The following is an 18576-nucleotide window of genomic DNA, read 5'->3' on the forward strand; positions in this document are numbered from 1 at the left end:
ATTACTGCCCATAAAGAATCAATCATTTTAGAAATACTATTCTATAAAATGGTGACTTACGTAATTTAAAAATCAGACCTCTTCCTCTTCGTTTAGCAGTTTCATTAATGCTTTTGAATGTCTATCGATCTTTTCTGCAACTTCTCGTTTTTGTTCATGGAAAAAGTCTGCATAGACTTCAAGAACCACTTTTACTGTATCTCCTAATTTATCGGCCACCTCATAAGGCGACAGGCCAACAACGGAAGTCCAATAAGAACATGCTGAATGTCTTAAACCATGGAAAGTGATATTAGGTAAATCACAATACTCTGCCAACTCTTTGATCCATCGTGTAGGAGTATAAGTACCTAAAGGACAATTCATCCCTTTTGTCATAGACGGAAAGACGTAAGCCTTTCGACTGTAACCATCAAGTTGCTTCATAAAGTCATGTATCTCCAATAATAAATCTTTAACAGCACGATCCATGACTATGGAATAACCATTTCCGTTCTTGCGTCCTCTCACTCGTTCTCCGTGTTCATTAACATGATAATCGACGTGGATAATATTTCGATCAAAATCAATGTTGTTCCATTGAAGAGCTCGTTGTTCCCCTTTTCGTATTCCCGTCAAATAATTGAAGAGAACAAAAAATCGAATATAGATCGCATCACTATCCTTGTATCTCTCTGGAATCGCTGCCAGAACGCGTTTAAATTGCTCTGGAGTCCAATATTTAAGATCCTCGGATGTTTTTATCTGCTTTAATGGTTTGTAGCCTGCAACTGGATTTCGATCCAAAAAGCCATGAGCAACACCCCAGTTACATATCGTATTAACGTTGGTCGTCATTTTATTCGTGTACGAAACGGAATATCCATCTTTCTGCATAGACTGAGCAATGATTTCTAAATCAACTATTTTTAAAGAAGATACTTTTCTTTTTCCAATAAACGGTTGAATATTATTTCGATACCATGATTCAACATCTTTTGCTGAGGAAGAAATTTTTTGAGCCATGTAATCATCAATATAGTGCCGAAAAAGACTATCAAATTTCAAAGATAGATTAACCTGATTTTTCAGATAATACTGCTCGTATTCCTTGGCCTCCCTTTTCGTTTGGAAGTTTAAACCAGTTTTAGGATTGCGGCGTATCGTAGTCATCTTTTTTCGTCTAGGATTCAAGCATCGAATTTTATATCCATTCCCATTATCGTTTCTAATCACTGCCATTATTGTCATCTCCAGAACCATAATAGTTTTTTAGATAATCTTTACGATAATCCTCATTTAATAGTTTTGGATTATCTTCAAGAAGAAAACGAAACCTTTCTTCCAAAACAGTAGCTAAATCAGCAGAATCTCTTTTTTGAATATCATAGTTCTCATTAGAAAAGAAGATTTCCTGCATAGCTTGAATATCCGCTTGTTCTGAATCTCCATAAAGCCTCTCTATGCGTTCTTGATTTACCGGAAACGGACACTGATTGATGTTAAAACAGTTTCTACATGCTTCATCGATACAGCCATGGCACGTCTTTTTCAAATGACAATAATACTTATATATATTTTTCTTATTTAATTCTTTAGTTCTTAATTTATTAGTATTTAATTTGTCGTAATTTTCCATATCTGGAAAACCCAAATCTCGATTATCCATATCTCGATTTTTGTGACACGGATAATTATGCAGAATATAATCGCAATCTAGAAATCGACCCTTTTCATCTCGAATCACGATTCTTTCTAAATACCCGCGATCCTCCAACTCTTTAATAATCGATTGAATGGTATTGATGGACTCTTTACAAATCGCCGTCAATCCTCTTATAGAATAATCCCAATCAGGATGAAGACTTAACATTTTGTCAAATAATCCTATCGCTTTAAGCGACAAATTATTATCCTTTAAATGATAATTATCAATTGGTGTAAAATTTGTCCTTGGAACATTAATTTTTCCCACAATAAAAAGCACTCCTTTCTATAGAAAATAAAAGTGCTTCACATTGAAAAAGAATTGATTTTCCATTATTATTTCTTTTGGAAGATGTGTGAAAGCACTTCTTTTTAGTCGATGGATAGTGCCAGCTATGCATCGGCTTTTTCTTTTTTTGCCAATTCTTGATAACGATCAATGTCGATATTAAAATAATCACAAATTAAGTTCGTTGGAATCCCCCATTGCCATGCACCTAATTTTTTTCCTGTTTGATTTTCGAGATCTTTTATCATCTGATCCCATAAAGGTTTGAATTTAGGATATGCCACGCCTAGGACTTGTCTTAGATCCGACATATGCATATAAGGCTTTGACAACAATTGAAGCTTTCTTAAGTATGTCATCCTGCGCTCCTTTCTAGTACGCTATATAGTACCCACTTAAAATATACTATACTTCCCTAAGATACGCAACCACAAAATACACATTTTAGTACCCACCATTGAATGCGGTATGGTATACTATAACCATGACAAGTTATAAACATAAAAATTATATTGGTGAACAATTATATAATGCTCTAAAAGAAAAGGGAGTTACCATTACTCAATTTGCTCAAGATATGGGATTATCACGGGCTTTGATCTCAAAATACTTGAACAACACAAAGCATCCAACCGATGCAACTCTGGAAAAGATTGCAGAATATTTTGAATTGCCTGTCGAATATTTTGCGGACAGTGGTTATTTAGATGAAGATGGAAAAATACATCGGTCTTTCGATATACGAAACATGGATGCCAGTGATTTCATTACCGAAAGAGTACAGGTGGCCAATACCAATCGAGCATTTAAACTGAATTCTCAAATTCTTAACGATTATTATACAAACCAAGACAGCGGCGGAAAGCTAGATTTAGCGATTGAATACTCTGATTTTGTAGATCATGTCATTGATAAACGAGATATTGATCTATTGGCAGATTTTCTAACTGTGAATGAATTCATTGAAATCGCTAAACAATTTGATGTAATCCTTTCTACAGACAGATTAGAAACAATCCTGCATGAAAGCGATTTAGAAACGATTCCTAGCAATGTACCAAAGAATATCGTTTATTCTTCTTATCTAGCCGGCATGCTAACGGCAGCCGATACAGATACTTTGAAAAAAAGAGAACGTAATCTTCAACTAAAAGATCTCGACATATATGACATTTTCCAAGGCCACAGTGATTTGTATTTTGCGTTGAAGAGCCTCTGTAAGGATTTAGATATTGTCTCTCAATCTCAGAAGACAGAGGATATCTTAAAAGAAGCTATGATCCTTAGCGATTTAAAAGAGTTGAAAGAAATAGTAAAGAAAAAACTTGATGAAAGTTATACTCAATCCAAAAAAACAGGCAACTATGATAAGGAAATCAAAAACACTTTATTAAAAATGGATTCACATATTTATTCAGTCTTATACGACTTCATTTTACATATTCAAAAAGGCGATTTTAAAGGAGCTTTTCACGACTTAAATGAACTGAAATTTGACTAAATTTCTAAAAATCGACTCAAAAATCGACTCAATATCATTCTATAATAACCAAAAAAGTGCCAAATGTGCTTTATCTAAAGCATAATTTGACACTTTTGTTTTCTCTTGGTGGAGGTGAGGAGAGTCGAACTCCTGTCTAAGCAAAGTCCCACGATACAACGTTTACAGCTTTTCTTATCAATTTAATCTTATGTCTCGGATAAGAACGATAACCATAAGAGGTGATCCTTTATTTTTCGTATGAAGTAGCGGATCAATACTTCATCTTATCTTCTTTATGAATCCGTCGATATCTGATAAGAAAGCGAACTCAGACTATCGGGGCTGCGAGCCAAACGTAGGCTAAAATTAGGCAGCGAAAGCAACGTTCTGGTTTACACCAAATACGTTAGCAATTTTTGTTTTAGCGTTTAAATTTAAGTGGTTATTACACGTGACCTTCGTGGCTGTGGTTCTATCCAAACATTTACTCATCGAATGCCAAAAACACCCCCAGAGTACGTCATTATAACGTACTAATACTGATTCTTCAAGGCTTTCTGGATCTCTTTTTGGGCATCTTTTTTCTTCTGAGATTCTCTTTTATCATGAAGATTCTTCCCTTTTGCCAAGGCAATTTCCAATTTTGCCAGTCCTTTAGAAAGATAGATTCGCGTCGGCACGACTGTATAGCCTTTTAGGCTGGCCGCCTGTTCTAATTTTCGAATCTCATTTTTATGAAGAAGCAATTTGCGATCTCTGGTTTCTTCATGATTAAAGATGTTTCCAAATTCATACGGGGAAATATGCATCCCTTTGATATAGGCTTCATTGCCATAAAAACTGATATAAGCATCCTTAAGCTGGACCTTACCCTTGCGGATGCTTTTGATTTCCGTTCCTTTTAAAGATAATCCCGCTTCATACCGGTCAAACAATTCATATTCATGCCGGGCCTTGCGGTTTTCCGCAATTGTTTTTTGATTCATTATTCTAAGACAACCTCGATTCCTTCTGGTTCTCCCATGATTTCTTTTACATAACTTTGGATCCATTCTTTTGACATATCATATCCCTGTGCCGTCACATAATGACTGGGGACATAACTATTGTCATATTCATGGATCGTCATCACCTTAAAGGTCGTAAAACTTGGTTCAAAATACATCACAGTAGGCGTAAATTGGACATCATCAAACGTTGTCTCTTTCTTTGTGAAATCATAATTTAAAGTAAAACTAGCCATACCGCCCACCATGCCTTCGTTAGTATCTTGAGCACTCAAAAAATTACCTAACGAATAATAACACAACGTATCCTGGTTTTCCCCTTTGATGATTTCCACTGGCTTAATAACGTGGGGATGGGTTCCAATGATCACTTCCACGCCCCATTCATTCATCTTTTTCGCCAGCTCTTCCTGATCAGGTTCAACCTCGGTATGATATTCCGTTCCCCAGTGCATCGAAACAATCTGTACATCACTGAGCTTAGAAATCTCATTGACATCCTCGTGGATCTGCTCCTCGTCGATCAGCTCAACCAGCCATGGCTGATCTTCCGGTAAAGACATCCCATTCAAACCATACGTATACCCTAACAAACCAACTTTGATGCCATTCACTTCACGAACTACGTATTCCTCAGATTCTTCTTGAGAACGATGAACCCCTGTCGTAGAAACATCCGGATAATTTTCGTAAAGATAGTTCATCTCCGCAAGCAAAGCATCACTGCCTTTATCCAAACTATGATTACTGCTAAGGGCCAGCCAATCAAAACCAGTATGGATCGTCGCGTCTAAGATCTGGGTAGGTCCATTAAAAGTAGGATAATGACTTAATCCAAATTCTTCTCCCGCACAAACTGTCTCTTGATTGATAAAAGATAAATCTGCCGGATCAATATACGGTTTCATCAATTCATAATCTTGATTGAAATCATAATCCGAATCTCCGGCTTGATATTGTGAGAAGATGGCTTGATGAATCAAATTATCCCCCACACCGGCAAATGTGAACGAAGAACTCTCAGGATCAGTTTCTTTCTTTTGAGTCTTGTTCTGCTCTGTAATGGCTTCCCCGCGTTTTTCTGGTTGAGAGTAAATCTGATATCCCGTATAAACTGTGATTGATAAAGAAATAATAACCAAGGCGCTCAGTATCGCAACGATGTGTTTTTTATTCATAACATTATCTTAACAAAAATCCAATGATTTGGATAGCATCTCACTGGAAGAATGCCTTTAATCGGCGCATGCTCAATAATGTCAGATCCAGTTCCACTTCCGGTTCTAAAGACAGACTTTTGTCATAGCCTTTTTTATAAAGCTTTGACAACAAGCACTCATAATCAATATCTCCATCTCCCAGAGCTTTATGAAGAAAGGGTTTTGGGAAATGTTCGTCATAATGATAATCCTTCAAATGAATATGTCCGATATACGAATAAAGAGCTTCTAATTCTTCCTCCAGACTCCATCCTTGATAGTCTTGCGGAACATTTTTGCGAATCGCCCGATAAGAATTGGCCGGATCCCACAACAGTTGTAAATGCGGATCGTTCAGTCTCTGCACAACCTCCAAAGTCATCTGCCCTTTGGGCAAATGAGAATACGGACAGTTTTCCAAAACCAGGATACGGTCCTCTTGTCTGGCGATTTCTACCGCTTTAGAGATATTTTCACAGATTCGATCCAGATCCTCTTTGGTTCCAAAAGGCCCTTGGCGATTATCGGGCCACCGGAACGGAAAGATGCGAATCGTAGGACAATCTAATTCTTGAGCGATGCGGCAGGCATTTTTCAAATAGTCGAGATGCCTTTCTACATCCCCTTCAATACTATAAAAAGTAGGATTGAACAAAGATACTTGATCATCTGGAAATAATGGACACAAAAAGAAAATCGTGGATGCCAGATTTGAAACTCGCAAACCATATTGATCTAACAGTGTTTTTAATCGTTTTACTTCATCTGGTGTACATTCTTCGATGGAATGACCAAAGACATCGTGAAGTTCTACTTCTTTATATCCTTCCTTTTGAATTTGTGAAAAAGCTTTTTCTTCATCAAGACTGATCTGATCGCTGATCACAGACAGACGCATCAAGCATTCTCCTTTCCTTTTGGCTGATTTCGCCTATAATGAAACTATGAAACCACATATGATCTACTCCGTCTTTTGGAGTCCTACAGGAAACACCGAAAAGCTCGTCAAAGATGTCGGCCGGCAAATTGCCGGTGCTTTACGCACTCCCTGGAAAGCCATCGATATCACTTTGATCAACGCGAAATCGAAACCATTACAGTTTCGATCCGGTGATCTTGTGATCTTAGGAATGCCCACTTATGCCGGCAAGATCCCTAACAAGATTTTACCCTTTATTCAAGACAAAATTCATGGATCCGATACATGGTTGATTCCCGCCGTTACATTCGGGAATCGCAGTTTTGACAATTCTCTTGCCGAACTGAGCCGTGTTTTGTCGCAAAACGGGTTTTCCCCCATTGCCGGTCTAGCCGTTGTCTGCCCGCATGCTTTTTCTCAAACATTAGGAGCAGGCAGACCCGATCCTTTAGATTTAGTTGATATCAAAAATTTTGTTCGTCATGTTCGAAATAAATTTCGCTTTGCAGAGACGATTGAACAAGTCCAATTTCCAGGAGATCCTCATGCCCCTTATTATACTCCAAAGGGATTAGATGGTGAGCCTGTAAATTTTTTAAAAGCCAAACCAGTGACAGACCCTTCTCTTTGTGTCAATTGCGGCCATTGCGCCGCCTTATGTCCGATGGAAGCAATTGATCTCTTAGATTGTTCCAAAATACCCGGCACTTGTATAAAATGCCAGCGATGTGTGCATATTTGTAAACATCATGCCAAATCTTTTCAAGACCCATCATTCTTATCGCATGTTGCGATGTTGGAAAAGAAGTATACTCGCCCTGCCAAAAATGTTTATATTTGGTAAAGATCACAGGAGGCCTATATATGTGTACTAGTTTCACTTATTTGAATAACGACTTTTATTTTGGCAGAAATTTAGATTTGGATTGTTCCTTTGGTGAGCAGGTCGTGATCACTCCACGAAATTTCCCTCTTCCATTTGCAGAAACAAAAACACTGAATTCTCATTTTGCTTATATTGGGATGGCAACGATCATCGACCATATGCCTCTTTATGCCGAAGCTGTCAATGAAAAAGGCCTGGGCATGGCCGGCTTACAATTTACTGGGAATGCAGTTTATCACAAAGCAAAGAACGATAAAGTAAATATTGCTTCTTTTGAGATCATCCCTTGGATCCTTGGCCAATGCCAACATGTACAAGATGCAAAGAAACTGCTCAAAGATGTCAACATCATCGATACTGCATTTCGTCCGCAAGTGCCTAATTCTCCCTTGCACTGGATATTGGCCGACAAAGAAGAATGCATCGTAATCGAATCCGTCAAAGACGGCCTCAAGATTTATGATAACCCCATTGGTGTGCTGACCAACAACCCAGAATTCCCTTTCCATCAGATGAATCTTACACAGTACTTAAGTTTAACTAAAGACTATCCGAATAATCGTTTCAGCTCCAATCTGACATTGAGCCCTTATGCCAACGGCATGGGAGCTTTCGGATTGCCAGGAGATGCTTCCAGCCCTTCGCGCTTTGTCCATACCGCCTTTCTGAAACACAACCTTTATTCAGACGGCAGTGAAAAAGACAATGTACATCAATTTTTTCGCGTGCTAAACCAAGTAGCAATGATCAAAGGAAGTGTTCTGACCGAGAACAACACGATGGACTACACGATCTATTCCAGCTGTATCAACGCCTCTAAAGGGATCTACTATTATACAACCTATCAACAGCCTTCAATTTGTTATGTGGATATGCATCGCTATCCCTTAGATGAATCCTCATTTTTCGCTTTCGATTTACAAAAAGGAGACCTTTTTTAGAATGGGTCTCCTTTTCAATCAATCAGCTTCAACTTTTTCAAAGCCCAAGTTACGCCTTCCTCTTTGGCACAAGGAGCCTGTAAGCTAACGATATCTTTTAGATGCGGTGCATTCTCTCCGATTAACACACTTTGACTGGCCGCCAACAACATGTCGCTGTCATTATCGCTATCGCCAAATGCGATACACTTTTCTATTGGGAAATCTAAAAGTGTTGCGATTTTTCTCATGCCTGTCGCTTTGGAATGCGATTTCAAAACCGCTTCTGATTTTAAATTTGGAAAATGAATAAAGTCAAAATCTTTTTCTAAACTTTTTTCGAATGCTTGTTTTTGTTCTTCACTTTCATAATATAAACTCATCTTAGAAAAGGAAAAATGAGGATCCTCCACATTTTTCATCAAAACATTGACCCTTTCAAAAAACTGCGTGACCTTATCCAGTCGATCCGAATACGATCGATCACAATACAAATCTTCGTGTCCCTCTAAAAAAGCATCCACTCGATATTTCCGCAATGCTTCTAATACTTTCTGTCTTTGATTTATGCTCGCATCCGCTCGATATACAATCGTATCATGATAAGAAATCAAAGTGCCGCACCCGCAGATCACTCCATCCACCGGCACTCCATGCAACTGCACTTCTAAAGAAGAATAACAGCGCCCGGTATTGATAAAAACCAAGTCGCCTTTTTTTCTGAGTTTATGTAAACTTTCTATGGTTTTTTTAGATACCTGATTGGTTTGCGGAACATGCAAAGTCCCGTCAAAATCAAAAAATAATAAGTTCACCAACACCCCTCCCGGACAGATTATAATGAATTTTTTTCAGAAAAACTAAAAGCTATTTTCCTATGCGTTAGGAAAGAATTTGATACTATTGTATTCCAAAGTGATTCTAAGCTAGTATTACGAAAGAATCTTTAGGTGTATAATGACAGGCAGGAGTGAAAATATGTCATCATTAAAAATATTGTTCCGCTATTCAAAAGGAGTACGTTTATATTTTGTTTTATCCATACTCTTTGTCGCCATTGAAACTTCTTTTGAAGTGATCATTCCTCTATTAATGAGTGAGATCATCGATGTCGGCATTGCCCAGCAGGATCCTTCTATTTTCTTAGAAAAGGGCCTGCAGATGATTCTTTGTGCAATCCTTTCCCTGCTCTTTGGGATCTGGTATGCCAAATGTGCCGCAAAGGCTATTTCCTTATTTTGTCAGCGCCTTCGCTCAATCGAATTTGAAAAGATCCAAGAATATGCATTTTCAAATCTTGACCATTTTGAGACCGCTTCTTTGATCACGCGGTTGACCAGCGATATTACTGTGATCCAAAATGCTTTGATCAACGGAATTCGTCCTTTTGCGCGAGGCCCGATCATTTTAATTTTGGGATTAGTGATGTCTTTTATAATCAATGCCCGACTTGCCATTATCTTTTTGTTCACCACTCCCATCTTAGGAGTAATCTTGTTTTTAATCGTTAAAAAGATCGCACCCATGTATCGGAGACTGCAACAAGCCGTAGATCGGGTCAATCTTTTGATTCAGGAAAACTTGACTGCCATACGCGCGGTAAAAGCGTTTGTTCGTGATGAATATGAAGAAGAGCAGTTTTCCCAAGTCAATGAGGATCTGGCAAATATCACCCAAAACACATTTCATTTTGCTTCTTTTAATACCCCCGCTTTCCAAATGACCATGTACATGGCCATCGTCGGTTTGATGTTGTTAGGTGTCAATATGATCGTAGACGGAAATATGCAAGTAGGTGAACTCACAGGAGTATTAAGTTATGTCTTGCAGATCATGAATTCTCTGATGATGATATCCAATGTGTTTTTACTGATCACTCGTTCTATTGCCTCATGCAATCGAATCGCAGAAGTAATCGAAGAACCTGTGAACCTTCGCTCCGGGAAATTTCCATTGACACCAAAAGATAATTCAGTTGATTTTAATCATGTTTTCTTCAAATACCATCCCAATGCCAAAGAATATGTACTGTCCGATATCACTTGGCATATTCCTTCCGGCAGTACAGTCGGGATATTAGGGGCAACCGGAAGCGCAAAATCTAGTTTGGTTCAATTGATTCCTCGTTTATACGATGTGAATGAAGGAAGTGTCAAGATTGGCCATGTTGACGTTCGCGACATGGATCTCGTTTCACTTCGTGACCAAGTAGCGATGGTTTTACAAAACAACACTCTCTTTTCCGGAACAATCAAGGAAAACATGCGCTGGGGAGATCCAAACGCTTCAGATGAAGAGATTCGTAAAGCTTGCGAGATCGCCTGTGCCGATGAATTCATCCAAAAATTCCCAAAAGGGTATGATACCTATATTGAGCAAGGGGGAACCAATGTTTCCGGAGGACAAAGGCAACGTCTATGTATCGCTCGTGCGCTTTTGAAAAAGCCGAGAATCCTGATTTTAGACGATTCCACAAGTGCCGTCGATACCAATACAGATCACTCAATTCGCAGTGCTTTACGATCGATCCAAGGATTAACACAGATCTTGATTGCTCAGCGCGTCAGCTCCGTGATCCATTGTGATCAGATTTTGATCCTCGAAGATGGAAAGATCAGCGCTATAGGAGATCACGATTCTTTGATGGAAACTTCATCATTCTATCGCGGACTCTATGAATCTCAACAGAAAGGAGCCGGCATATGAGACCACAGAATCTAGGACAAACCATTCGCAATTTGATTCATTACATGGGAAATCATGCGATTTTATTCATTTTTGTGGGCTTGCTGGTCGCCCTGTCTGCTTTAGGAAACCTATTTGGAACCTATATGATCCGCCCGGCGGTCAATCAAGTCCTTTCCCAGGGGCTGGGACAAGCATATATAGAGATCCTGATCATGGCCATTACTTTTCTGATTGGCGTCCTGGCAGCCCTTGGTTATACCCAGTGCATGGCTGTTGCTGCTCAGAAAGTTGTAAAAGATATTCGGCACGATCTATTCCATGTGATGCAGAAGCTTCCGCTTTCGTTTTTTGATACCCATTCCCATGGAGAACTGATGTCTCGTTTCACAAACGATGTGGATACCGTATCCGATGCCTTGAACAATTCATTTGCGATGATGATCCAAAGTTTTATTCAAGTGGTCGGAACTTTGATCTTGTTATTTGTCTTAAGCTGGAAATTAAGCTGTGTCGTTTTGATTTTTTATCTGATCATGTTTTTCTATATTCGCTATTCCAGCTCCAAAAGCAAGACTTATTTTTCCCTCCAGCAACAAAACATTGGGGCCATCAACGGATTTTGCGAAGAGATGATCACTTCCCAAAAAGTCGTGAAAGTCTTCAACCATGAAAAAGAAAACCAGAAACAATTTGAAAAACACAATGCCGATCTTCAGTCCAGCAGTGCCAACGCCTTAGGCTACTCTCAAAGAATCGTTCCTACCGTTGTTTCTCTTTCCTTTGTCAATTATGCTATTGTCTCCGTTTTAGGCGGCTATTTAGTCTTGCAGGGACAAATGGATGTGGGATCGCTTGCCAGCTATTTGATCTTTGTTCGCCAAGCTGCCATGCCAATCAACCAGTTTACTTTACAGATGAACTTGTTGTTGAGCTCCTTGGCCGGTGCGGAAAGAATTTTTGCGCTCATGGATGTAAATCCTGAAGTCGATGATGGAAAAGTCACCTTGGTAAACGTTCGGATCCAAGATGGGCACGTGATAGAAGCACATGAAAACACGGGAGTTTGGGCATGGCGACATCCACGTCCTGAGGGTGTGGAATACGTTCAGCTGCAAGGGGATGTCCGTTTTGAGAATGTCGATTTTAGTTACGATTCAAAGAAAAGGATCCTTCATGATGTTTCTTTGTTTGCCAAGCCAGGGCAAAAAGTGGCTTTTGTCGGAGCAACAGGAGCCGGAAAAACTACGATTACAAATTTAATCAATCGCTTCTATGATATTCAAAAGGGTTCGATTACATACGATGGCATCGACATCAAGCTCATAAAAAAAGACGACTTGCGCCGTTCTTTAGGAATTGTTCTGCAAGACACACATTTATTTACAGGAACGATTCTCGATAATATCCGATTCGGAAATTTAGAAGCTACCGACGACGAATGTATCCAAGCTGCAAAACTCGCCAATGCAGACTCATTTATCCGTCGTCTTCCTCAAGGCTATCAAACAAAAGTACATAACGATGGCCAGAATTTATCAGCAGGACAAAGACAACTGTTGGCGATTGCCCGAGCCGCCGTGGCCGATCCTCCGGTTTTGATTTTGGATGAAGCCACAAGTTCGGTCGATACCCATACCGAAAAACTGATTGAGAAAGGAATGGATCAGCTGATGGAAGGAAGAACCGTTTTCGTCATCGCCCACCGTTTATCCACTGTTCGCAATGCCGATGTCATTATTGTATTAGACCATGGCATGATCAAAGAAAGGGGAAGCCACGCAGATCTGATCCAACAAAAAGGAATGTACTATCAACTGTATACCGGTATGTTTGAACTCTCGTAAAGAGAGTTTTTTTTACCATACATTTCGATTGATCGTTCCATCTTCAAAAGTAAAGCCAGAGCCATGGATTTCATTGACATCACTAACGATCATAAAAGCAGCCGGATCGATGCGGTTGATTTCTTGTTCTACAACCGGGTACTCTTTTCGGGACAAAACGCACATCAGTACCGGGCGCTCTTGCGAAGTATAGCCGCCTTTACCGCTTAAAACCGTTACCCCACGCGACATCGTATCCATCAAATAAGCTTGGATGTCCTCCCATTTTGAAGAAATGATCATCACATTTTTGGCACTCTGCGATCCTAATAAAACGGTCTTGTTGATGACCTGACCAGAAATAAAAGCTGTAATAATTCCAACCAGAGCCTTTTGGAGACCATAAGTAAAGACTCCTAAAGACACAGTCAATACATCGATGATCATTACAGCTTGTCCAGAAGGAATTTTGGCATATTTTCTTAAAATCAAGGCTGGTATATCCATACCTCCGGTACTGGCATTGGCCCTGAACGCAAGTCCGAGTCCAAATCCTGCCAATACACCGGCATAAATGGCTGCCAGATAATCCGGCAAGATAAAAGTTGATTCTGGAAACTGAGAAGCCACAGAAGAAAGAAGCGTAACAAAAACCGGATAGGCAACCGCCGAAACAACCGTTTTCAACGCAAATGCCTTGCCCAAAAATATCAATCCTAAAAGAAACAACCCGATCGTTAAACCGTTGATCATCCAAACCGGATCAATGGGAATCAATGGCTGCAAAGCCACAGAAAGCCCGGCAATTCCTCCATCAAGCAAATCATTCGGTAAAACGATAAAGGCCACTTCACAGGCTATGATAAAATTCCCTATCAACACAAAGATCAGATCTTTGATCCAATTTTTCTTTTTCATCATCCTTACTCTCCTTTGACTATCTGTCTCATTATATCATCAGATACCATCAAAAAAAGAATGTCTGAAGCATTCTTTTTTCAAAACGATCACAGCGCATTCATGCAGACATCGACCATATGGCGAATGACGGAATACTCTTCATAAGGCCCAAGCTCATAATGAGCGACGGCCAGGGCTTCCTTTGTGCTTCCTGCCGGACAATAGGAGTGGTCAAAACAAGACAGCATGGAAACATCATTGATACCATCGCCATAAACATAAATATCCTGATTTTGAATCTCTAACATATCAGCCAATTCTTGAACCGCATTTCCTTTTGTAACTCCTGCGCCCGTGATCTCTGCCAAACTGGGAACACTGGGCGCATTGACGATCTTGTCCGCATGCTCTTTTGCCAGCTTATCTAAGAGTGGCCCCATCGAAGGATCTGTAAAATGCAGATTGACTTTAAAGATCTCCTGATCCAAGATCCAATACGGATCACTTTCAAAAAAATAAGCTTCCAGATTTTTGACCATATCTTCTTTGATATCACGATTTCTCAACATCTGATTAGCCATATAGATCTTTTTAAAACTTTGTGCATCCTTGGTCGTATAAATTCCATCTATCGTCTGGTATTCAAATTGAAATGGGGTATCAAACAACAAGAAGTGCAGCACTTCTTTTTTCAGCGGGTGACGGATTAAGATCTTCTCATTTGGATCCAAGATACAAGAACCATTCATACAGATCACATAGCTTTTATTTAATTTAGCCGTTCGCAACAAGGATAAATTCCGCCCAGTGGATACAGTAAAAACATTTCCTGTCTCTTTGATGATCTGCAACCCGTGATTAATGATCCAATCGGCCCGATGTTTTCGATTTAGCAGCGTTCCATCCAAATCGCTCGCAAATAATTTCATTCTCCAATGCCCTTTCTTTCGTCTTATTCATTATACATGATTTTTCAAATTCAAGTCCTAATCTGCGCAAATCTTTGACTTTCAAAAAAATGGCATCTAAAATAAGCGTATACGAAAAGAGGATTTAATATGAAAAATAAAGGAATTGGAACTCAATGTGTACAAGGCGGATACACCCCTGGAAATGGTGAACCCAGACAGATCCCTATCATTCAAAGTACAACTTTTAAATATGCGACCAGCGAAGATATGGGAAAATTATTTGATTTAGAAGCCGAAGGATATTTTTATACTCGTCTACAGAACCCAACCAATGATGCAGTTGCGGCTAAGATTGCCGAATTGGAAGGTGGCAGCGCCGCTATGTTGACAAGCAGCGGACAGGCTGCAAACTTATTTGCGATCTTCAATATTGCCGGAAATGGTGATCATATCGTTGCCTCAAATAGTATTTACGGAGGAACTTATAATCTTTTTGCGGTCACAATGAAGCGCATGGGCATTGATTTTACCTTTGTAGATCCGGACTGTTCTTTCGAGGAATTGGATGCCGCGTTCCAGGATAACACAAAAGCTGTATTCGGTGAAACCATTGCCAATCCGGCTTTGACAGTATTAGATATTGAAAAATTTGCTCATGCTGCTCATGCGCATGGGGTCCCTTTGATTATTGACAATACTTTTGCTACACCGGTTTTGTGCCGCCCGTTTGAATGGGGCGCGGATATCATCACGCACTCGACGACCAAATATATGGATGGTCATGGAACGGCTGTCGGCGGCTGCATTGTCGATTCCGGTAAATTTGACTGGACTCGATATCCTGATAAATTTCCGGGCTTGACTACGCCGGATGAGAGTTATCACGGAATCACATATACCGAACGATTCGGCCTGGAAGGAGCTTTCATCACCAAAGCAACTGCTCAGCTGATGCGAGATTTGGGTAGTATTCAATCTCCGCAAAATGCCTTTTATTTAAATCTTGGATTAGAGAGCCTGCACGTTCGTATGCCTAGACATAGTCAAAACGCTTTAGCTGTCGCCACCTTCCTGTCAAAACATCCTAAGATCCGCTCGGTTCAATACAGCGGATTGCCAGGTGATAAATACTATGATTTAGCACAAAAATATCTGCCAAATGGTTCTTGCGGTGTTGTAAGCTTTGAAATCGAAGGAGGACGTAAAGCAGCGGAACGTTTCATGAAACACCTCAAACTAGCGGCAATTGAGACTCATGTAGCCGATGCCCGAACTTGCTGTCTGCATCCGGCAAGCAGTACCCATAGACAAATGAGCGAAGAGGAATTGAAAGCGGCCGGCATCAGTGCCGATATGGTTCGATTCTCTTGCGGGCTTGAGGATGCCGAAGATCTGATTCAAGACATCGATCAAGCATTGAACGCCTAGGAGCTTTCCCATGCCCATTAAAATTCCTAATGAATTGCCGGCATCCAAAACCCTTCGCGATGAAAATATTTTTGTGATGAACGAAACCCGTGCCATCACCCAAGATATACGTCCATTAAACATTCTGGTTTTAAATTTGATGCCGACGAAAATAGAAACGGAAACCCAACTGGCAAGACTTTTGGGAAACACTCCGATTCAGGTTGAATTGGAACTGATGCAGATGAAAAATCATCGTTCGAAAAATGTTTCGCAAGAACATATGCTGAAGTTTTACCAGACTTTTGATGCTTTTAAACATCGTTACTTTGATGGCATGGTCATCACTGGAGCTCCTTTAGAACATTTGGAATTCGAAGAAGTCGAATATTGGGACGAACTTTGTGGAATCATGGAATGGTCAAAAACCCATGTTCATTCAACCTTCCATATCTGTTGGGGAGCACAGGCAGGACTGTATTATCATTATGGAATCCCTAAAAAAACAATGGATCAAAAACTATTTGGAGTATTTCCGCATAGAGTGGTGCGCAAATCATCCATCCTGTTTCGGGGATTTGATGATACATTCATGGTTCCACATTCACGTCACACATACAACGCCAGAGAAGATATTGATAAATGTCCTTATTTAAAGATCTTGGCAGATAGCCAAGAAGCTGGGGTTTATGCTCTTGCCACAGAAGGATGCCGTCAAATCTTTATCACCGGACATTCAGAATATGATCCTCGAACCTTGGAAAAAGAATATTTGCGAGATAAAAAGAAAGGACTTCCTATCGAAGTCCCTAAAAACTATTATCCAAACGATGATGACTCTAAGAATCCTATGGTGACTTGGAGAAGTGGCGCCAATTTACTTTATTCAAACTGGCTCAATTTTATCGTTTATCAGGATACTCCCTACGATATCCACGCAATTGAGCCTTTCCAAAAGATCAAGATCCAAAAGTAGCAGAACGAAACTGTTACTTTTTTTATGACCAAAGAAGATCAGCGATTTCCTCAGCCGACAAGTTTTGAATGAATTGAGCATCGGATAAAGTATCTACATTCCATTGAAACTGATCGTAATTCGTCAAATAAGAAAGATCAACTTCACAGGACGGATATTTTTCGAACCACTTGGGGTAATGAGTGCTCATAATAGAAGATGCAAGTTCGACAGCTTTGGATGACTCGCCGCTTGCTAACAAGGTTCCACAAAGCCGAACGCCAGGGGGAGAAGAGTGAACTAATAAAACACTACCATCATCACAGGTCCCTAAAGAAATATAGACGTGGCCTTCGTTAGAAAAGATATCGCCTGGTTTGTGATCAGTCACTTCCGAATATGGAGTAAAAGTTCCCCATCCATAAGATGCATATGTGCTAGCCATTTCTTGTGATTTCATAACATATCCTGATTGTCCAGATTCAGACTCCATCAAATTATAAATAACCCAACCGACATAACCAGAACAATCCAACCCGTCATGAATCTGATAAAGTGTAGTCTGATAATCATAATTCGAAGATTGCTGTTCAAAGAAAATCTTCCATTGGCTGGAAAGCCCTAAAGTCGTTGCCTCGATTCCAGCACCAGTATCTTCTTCATTCCAGCCGCCGCCCCAAACATACATCGTCTGGCCAACGGGCTCCATCGCAATTTTCAAAAATTCCTGCAGCGTCTTATCGTTTTCTGCAACTGTGTCCTTTTGAGATACATTTTCATCCACTGTGCGATTTAAAAATAAAGAAAGTCCCAAGCCGGCTGTAAGAATCAAAATAAGGATGATCGCAAGAACTCGGGACCATTGAATATGACGTTTCATAAACCTTTTGAATCTCCATGCAGTATTTTAAAAGATTCAAAGCAAGGAATCAAGCTTCAGAAGGTTGATATTTATGGATAATTTTTCTAAAAAAAGCTTCAATTTCTTTCGCACGCTTTCGATCCTCGATATACTGATCGGTTCCTGTTTGTGTCTCTTCTTTTGATGTATAAACACAAAGAATGGTTTCATCATCCATGACGATTTTGACACCAACATAAACATATGGATCTGTCAAAATTGCCGGGATTCCAGGACCATGGGGCAAAAGCTGGGTAAAAGGAGGCTGACTTCCCTTAAATTTTGCTTTTTCATTTAATACCAAAGCTCTTTTAATCCGTCGATAATCAAATGTCCCATTTGTACCATTCTCGATTGTCATAGTTTTATCATTAAGATTAAATGAAACACCATCAAAATATTTTATAGTCTCTGACATGTTGATCACCTCTTAATTACATTATAAGATCGAACGTACTCAGATACAATAGTATCAAAAAAAAACTAAATAAATATTGAAAAAGCCAAAAAAAAAGGACCCGGCAACGAGCTATGTTCGCAGGGGCAAGCCCAACTATCTTCGCCGCGGAAGTGCTTAACTTCTGAGTTCGGTATGAGTTCAG

The 18576-nt window shown here is 39.8% G+C and carries 18 protein-coding genes, 1 rRNA gene and 1 other RNA gene; 7 read left to right on the forward strand and 13 right to left on the reverse strand.

The genetic code is table 11. From position 1 onward, the window contains the following. Positions 1-72: 72 nt before the first annotated feature. From HNQ43_RS01710 to HNQ43_RS01720, 3 genes are all read right to left on the reverse strand, one after another. Positions 73-1221: a tyrosine-type recombinase/integrase gene (locus tag HNQ43_RS01710; protein ID WP_183374164.1), complete on the reverse strand. Its 1149-nt coding sequence runs from the start codon at positions 1219-1221 to the stop codon at positions 73-75. After that, positions 1208-1954 carry a helix-turn-helix domain-containing protein gene (locus HNQ43_RS01715; RefSeq protein WP_183374165.1) on the reverse strand — a complete coding sequence of 249 codons (747 nt, stop codon included), beginning with the start codon at positions 1952-1954 and terminating at the stop codon, positions 1208-1210. Before HNQ43_RS01715 ends, HNQ43_RS01710 begins: the two co-directional genes overlap by 14 nt. A gap of 125 nt (positions 1955-2079) precedes the next feature. Further along, positions 2080-2334: a hypothetical protein gene (locus tag HNQ43_RS01720; RefSeq protein WP_183374166.1), complete on the reverse strand. Its 255-nt coding sequence runs from the start codon at positions 2332-2334 to the stop codon at positions 2080-2082. Positions 2335-2459: 125 nt separating this feature from the next. Between HNQ43_RS01720 and HNQ43_RS01725 the strand changes: the two genes are divergently transcribed. Beyond that, on the forward strand, positions 2460-3476 hold the full coding sequence (locus tag HNQ43_RS01725; protein WP_183374167.1) for a helix-turn-helix domain-containing protein: 1017 nt from the start codon (positions 2460-2462) through the stop codon (positions 3474-3476). Positions 3477-3582: 106 nt separating this feature from the next. Here the strand turns inward: HNQ43_RS01725 and ssrA are convergent. From ssrA to HNQ43_RS01745, 4 genes are all read right to left on the reverse strand, one after another. Beyond that, positions 3583-3970, reverse strand: a transfer-messenger RNA (tmRNA) gene (ssrA, locus tag HNQ43_RS01730). Positions 3971-3991: 21 nt separating this feature from the next. Further along, positions 3992-4444, reverse strand: a complete 453-nt coding sequence (gene smpB, locus HNQ43_RS01735; protein WP_183374168.1) for an SsrA-binding protein SmpB — start codon at positions 4442-4444, stop codon at positions 3992-3994. After that, entirely contained in the window at positions 4444-5643 is a 1200-nt protein-coding gene (locus HNQ43_RS01740) for a CapA family protein (RefSeq protein ID WP_183374170.1), read from the reverse strand. Before HNQ43_RS01740 ends, smpB begins: the two co-directional genes overlap by 1 nt. Before the next feature lie 40 nt (positions 5644-5683). Then, the gene (locus tag HNQ43_RS01745) at positions 5684-6562 is read right to left on the reverse strand and encodes a sugar phosphate isomerase/epimerase family protein (RefSeq protein WP_183374172.1); all 879 of its coding nucleotides are present in this window, start codon (positions 6560-6562) and stop codon (positions 5684-5686) included. 46 nt (positions 6563-6608) lie between these two features. Here HNQ43_RS01745 and HNQ43_RS01750 point away from each other — a divergent pair, with 46 nt between their 5' ends. Together HNQ43_RS01750 and bsh are read left to right on the forward strand one after the other, a co-directional pair. Continuing rightward, positions 6609-7427, forward strand: coding sequence for a 4Fe-4S binding protein (locus HNQ43_RS01750; protein WP_183374174.1), 819 nt, complete (start codon positions 6609-6611; stop codon positions 7425-7427). A gap of 20 nt (positions 7428-7447) precedes the next feature. Further along, positions 7448-8410 carry a choloylglycine hydrolase gene (bsh, locus tag HNQ43_RS01755; protein WP_183374176.1) on the forward strand — a complete coding sequence of 321 codons (963 nt, stop codon included), beginning with the start codon at positions 7448-7450 and terminating at the stop codon, positions 8408-8410. A gap of 14 nt (positions 8411-8424) precedes the next feature. Here the strand turns inward: bsh and HNQ43_RS01760 are convergent, their stop codons facing one another. After that, positions 8425-9204 (reverse strand): HAD-IIB family hydrolase, encoded by a 780-nt coding sequence (locus tag HNQ43_RS01760; RefSeq protein ID WP_183374178.1) that lies wholly within the window; start codon positions 9202-9204, stop codon positions 8425-8427. 163 nt (positions 9205-9367) lie between these two features. Between HNQ43_RS01760 and HNQ43_RS01765 the strand changes: the two genes are divergently transcribed. Together HNQ43_RS01765 and HNQ43_RS01770 are read left to right on the forward strand one after the other, a co-directional pair. After that, entirely contained in the window at positions 9368-11095 is a 1728-nt protein-coding gene (locus HNQ43_RS01765) for an ABC transporter ATP-binding protein (protein WP_183374180.1), read from the forward strand. Next, the gene (locus HNQ43_RS01770; RefSeq protein WP_183374182.1) at positions 11092-12921 is read left to right on the forward strand and encodes an ABC transporter ATP-binding protein; all 1830 of its coding nucleotides are present in this window, start codon (positions 11092-11094) and stop codon (positions 12919-12921) included. The genes HNQ43_RS01765 and HNQ43_RS01770 overlap by 4 nt, the downstream gene beginning before the upstream one ends. Positions 12922-12933: 12 nt before the next feature. Here the strand turns inward: HNQ43_RS01770 and HNQ43_RS01775 are convergent, their stop codons facing one another. Together HNQ43_RS01775 and HNQ43_RS01780 are read right to left on the reverse strand one after the other, a co-directional pair. Beyond that, positions 12934-13821 (reverse strand): YitT family protein, encoded by an 888-nt coding sequence (locus HNQ43_RS01775; protein WP_183374184.1) that lies wholly within the window; start codon positions 13819-13821, stop codon positions 12934-12936. Positions 13822-13907: 86 nt separating this feature from the next. Further along, a complete protein-coding gene (locus tag HNQ43_RS01780; RefSeq protein ID WP_183374186.1) occupies positions 13908-14729 on the reverse strand; it encodes an HAD-IIB family hydrolase in 822 nt (273 codons plus the stop codon). Positions 14730-14858: 129 nt separating this feature from the next. Between HNQ43_RS01780 and HNQ43_RS01785 the strand changes: the two genes are divergently transcribed. Next, entirely contained in the window at positions 14859-16139 is a 1281-nt protein-coding gene (locus tag HNQ43_RS01785; RefSeq protein WP_183374188.1) for an O-acetylhomoserine aminocarboxypropyltransferase/cysteine synthase family protein, read from the forward strand. A gap of 10 nt (positions 16140-16149) precedes the next feature. After that, positions 16150-17094: a homoserine O-acetyltransferase MetA gene (metA, locus tag HNQ43_RS01790; protein ID WP_183374190.1), complete on the forward strand. Its 945-nt coding sequence runs from the start codon at positions 16150-16152 to the stop codon at positions 17092-17094. 22 nt (positions 17095-17116) lie between these two features. Here metA and HNQ43_RS01795 read toward each other — a convergent pair whose 3' ends face one another. From HNQ43_RS01795 to rrf, 3 genes are all read right to left on the reverse strand, one after another. Continuing rightward, a complete protein-coding gene (locus HNQ43_RS01795; protein WP_183374192.1) occupies positions 17117-17953 on the reverse strand; it encodes a hypothetical protein in 837 nt (278 codons plus the stop codon). A gap of 49 nt (positions 17954-18002) precedes the next feature. After that, positions 18003-18392, reverse strand: coding sequence for a hypothetical protein (locus HNQ43_RS01800; protein ID WP_183374194.1), 390 nt, complete (start codon positions 18390-18392; stop codon positions 18003-18005). Positions 18393-18490: 98 nt separating this feature from the next. Then, positions 18491-18576, reverse strand: a 5S ribosomal RNA gene (gene rrf / locus HNQ43_RS09310); the annotation flags it as partial.

Source organism: Faecalicoccus acidiformans (assembly GCF_014202635.1).
Taxonomy (GTDB): domain Bacteria; phylum Bacillota_I; class Bacilli_A; order Erysipelotrichales; family Erysipelotrichaceae; genus Faecalicoccus; species Faecalicoccus acidiformans.